This is a genomic window from Mediterraneibacter sp. (genome assembly GCF_030825015.1).
Taxonomy (GTDB): domain Bacteria; phylum Bacillota; class Clostridia; order Lachnospirales; family Lachnospiraceae; genus Mediterraneibacter.
On sequence record NZ_JAPJQP010000038.1, the window covers coordinates 1 to 3,623 of the forward strand.

Sequence of the window (3,623 nt, forward strand, 5' to 3'; positions counted from 1 at the left end):
AGAGGTTTCGATCTCTTCCCTTTATTTTTGCCAATGATAATTATACTCTAAGTTCATAATAAGTACACTGCCCCAAATCAAAAAAATTATCGCACCATAACCGGCAGACATATTCACCGTCTAAAAGACTTTTTACTTTTTTCCGCAATCTTTACGCTTTCTTTAGAAGAACCGATAAAAATTCTAGGTTTCATCCTTTCACCTGCTTTCTTCATATACACATGAGTTCTGCAATGCAGTCCGCAGCTGCTTCATATTTTGCTTTCTGTCTTTTACATATCTGCAAGGAGCTCCTGCATAAATCTTCCATCCTTCAAGAGTATGTTTTACAAAACTCATTGCTCCTACGGCTGCTCCTTCTTCTAATTTAACGCCTGGCAAAATTGTACTTCCTGTTCCCACGCTCACATAATCTTCTAAAATAACTTGTCCTTCGATCACCCTGCGATAAGCTGTAGGAATCATAGAGTTATTTAATTGTTCTCCCGAGAAATCATCACTCACCGCATAAACAGCACATCTTGATGATACAGTCACAAAATCTTGCAATATAATTCCCTTTGCACCGCCTATCAAACATGTATATGCAGAAATATGTATATACGAACCAAGTTTTATATTTCCACTTAATATACAAAAATCATCTATTCGAATATTATCTCCCAGTACGATCTGTTCCGGATTATAAATACTTGCCTTTCTGCTTACAAGTACATTTGTACCATATTTTAAAAATCCGATTGTCTTTAATTCACTTTCACTAAGGAAACTGGTTTCCTCATTCTGTTTTTTCTCCACCTGCACAGGATTTGTTGCTTCTGAACATTTTAAAACTTTCCGACATTTTCTATATATCCACTCAAAATATTCAGCATATTCCGGATTATCAACTCTCCTTATTTCTATCATTTCCTGAAGTCCCTCATACAATCTTATGACTGCATATCCGGATGCACTTTTAAAAACCCAAAAAGGCAAATATTTTTTCTTTACCATTAATCCCCAAAAGTGAAAAAATGAAACTGTATTACTGGCATCCGCATCATTAGGATCAATCGGTACATTTTCGTCAAATTTCTTATATAAATTATGTCTGGCAGTTGTATACTCTTTATTATCCCCTTGCTGAAAATACTCCTTTACCGCGCCAAGATTAGATATTCTGATACTTGCAATACCAACAAGAATAGCGGAAATCCCTGATAAAATAGCAACGATATTTACAACATCTTTGATATGATATTGCTTAATATATTTTATGATCGGATCAAATAATGTAATATTTCTGCCGTCTAAAATATGAAAACCCACAATAAAAGCAATGCATATGAATGAAATCACAACAAAAAAGTACGTCTTATTTTTCTTGTTAATCAAATCATCTCCTCCTGAATATTGAGAAATATTGTAAACGCAAAATAGCAAGTACCTTGACATTTTTAGGTGGCTGCTTTGCAACCACCAGTATTTAAGCTTTGTGAATCTCTACAGGAAGTTTTTCTGACCAGGGCAGAAGATTTTCCAAAAAGGAACAATCCCGGTCATTCATGTGTTTCGGAATCTCTTCCAAGAGATACTGCACATAATCAAAAGGCTTCAGATTATTGGCTTTTGCAGTTTCCACAATACTGTAAATGATTGCAGAAGATTTGGCTCCATTGATCGTATCGATCATCTGCCAATTCTTCTTCCCAATACAAAAGCCTCGAATTGCCCTTTCGGATGCGTTGTTATCGATTGGAACATCTCCGTCTGTGAGAAATACCCGGAGATATTTTTCCTGATTCAATGCATAGCCGATAGCATCACCAAATTTATCCTATTTGGACACGTTTATGGTTTTAAGGTATATAAAAAACGCATCCACAAGTGGTTTGATAACCACTTGCCGCTGCTTAAGTCGTTCATCAGAAGAAAGATCATTCAGTTTCCCTTCTTCCCGATAGATCGCCTGAATCTGTTTCATTAACAGAAATGCATTGGATTCCTTTTGATAGGATTTCAGAACCAGCTTCAAGGCTTCATCAAATCTGCAACGGCAATGCACCCAACATCCGGCAATGGTCAGTTCTTCCAACTCTTTTTCTAAAGTATGGTATACCTGGTAACCGTCTGTTACACAGATGCCGTCGTATCCTTTTAGGAATTCCCGTGGATGGGATGCATTTCTCGTCTGCTGGTATTCATACAGGACAATCTGTCGATCTTGATACAGATGTCTGGAACGATAACCCACATCCAGCTTTTGGAACCGGCTTTGCGTCCATCATGGTTTACAAGTACTGGTGTCTCATCCGCCTGGATCACATGATAAGAATACAACACCTTATGAAGATGATCATAAAGAACCGATAAATATTCTTCCGCTAAACGTATGCACCAGTTTGCCATGTTTTGTCTTGTAATCTACAAACCATAACGCTGGAATTCCTGCTCCAACCGATAGAGTGGAACTACGTTCACATATTTTCCATTGATGATCGCAGCACCTAGAGATGGTGATACTAGACTTCCATGCAGTAATGCCTTTGGATGGTCTGTTTTCACCTTGTGTTCATCTGTTTTGCTGGCATACACGCCGATGTGATGTTCTTCCACTTCTACCTTCGCAGGTACGAAATGATATTTTCTGGAAATGGCATCCGGTAACTGCTTCCATCCCCTGACACCAAATTCCGCTTCCAATTCCTCTTCGGACAGATAATGGTCAATCCGTCTGACTGGAAGCCCGGAAAGATCAGCCTCTTTCCTCCCCTTGCGCTTTGGCTGTTTGGGTGATTTAAGTTCCAGATCATCAGGCTCTGCTGCATTGAGATCGCAGACAGCTTCGGCTTCATTGAAAAAGACAATCGTTCCATCTACTTCGCAAAAACAGATCTGGCTGGTATCTTCCATTTTTTCAGAAGACCTGCCAAAACGGTTCTGCTTACCAAGGATCACCTGTTCCATCAGAAGCTGCATTTTTTCGTTCGATGTGTGAAGTTCCTTTGTTAAAGCATTCAGCTGTTCCTACTGTTGTAAAAGAAGCTGGATAAGAAACGACTTATCAACACTATTTAATTGTTCCTCCGTATAATTGACTGCCATAACTGAACCTCACTTTCCTGAGTGGTATTATAGCAGAATCCACGGTTTTTGGCTATTTTTACATTCTGTCACCTTCGTCATTTTGACGGTGGATAACAGTCATGAATACCTGAAAATAAAAGCCTGAAATTCAGATATTTATGATTGTTATCCACAATCTGAAAAGTTTTGGAATCAGGAGGATATAGAGTCTCACTGAAAACTTTCAGGATGTGAATAACTTTAAATTTTATATTGAACAGGATAACCTGACATGGATGAAAATGATTTTATTTTCTATGTTTTGCACAAAATCACAACGAGAATTCAGGATCAGGAACTTCTTCTATAGGATGTCTGACAACGATTTCCAGACCCTGCATCAACATTTGATACTGGTCCGTGCTAATCTCCAGTGCTTCTTCCTGGGTACGGGGCCATCGGAAGTTTCCGTTTTCAATCCGCTTGTACAGAAGCAGTTATCTAAGAACTCGAATAACTGCTTTTATTAGAATAGAATTATTATTCGAGATAATCTCTTGGAAAGCCCAGAAATT

The 3,623-nt window shown here is 38.3% G+C and carries 2 protein-coding genes and 1 pseudogene; all 3 read right to left on the reverse strand.

Going from position 1 to position 3,623, the window contains the following annotated elements:
- Positions 1-198: 198 nt before the first annotated feature.
- Complete coding sequence (locus tag RCH61_RS09705) at positions 199-1,377, reverse strand: acyltransferase (RefSeq protein ID WP_306480599.1); 1,179 nt, start codon at positions 1,375-1,377, stop codon at positions 199-201.
- 91 nt (positions 1,378-1,468) lie between these two features.
- A pseudogene (gene tnpC, locus RCH61_RS09920) lies at positions 1,469-3,087 on the reverse strand (IS66 family transposase).
- A gap of 293 nt (positions 3,088-3,380) precedes the next feature.
- Positions 3,381-3,545 carry an IS66 family insertion sequence element accessory protein TnpB gene (tnpB, locus tag RCH61_RS09975; RefSeq protein WP_442920456.1) on the reverse strand — a complete coding sequence of 55 codons (165 nt, stop codon included), beginning with the start codon at positions 3,543-3,545 and terminating at the stop codon, positions 3,381-3,383.
- Positions 3,546-3,623: the final 78 nt, after the last annotated feature.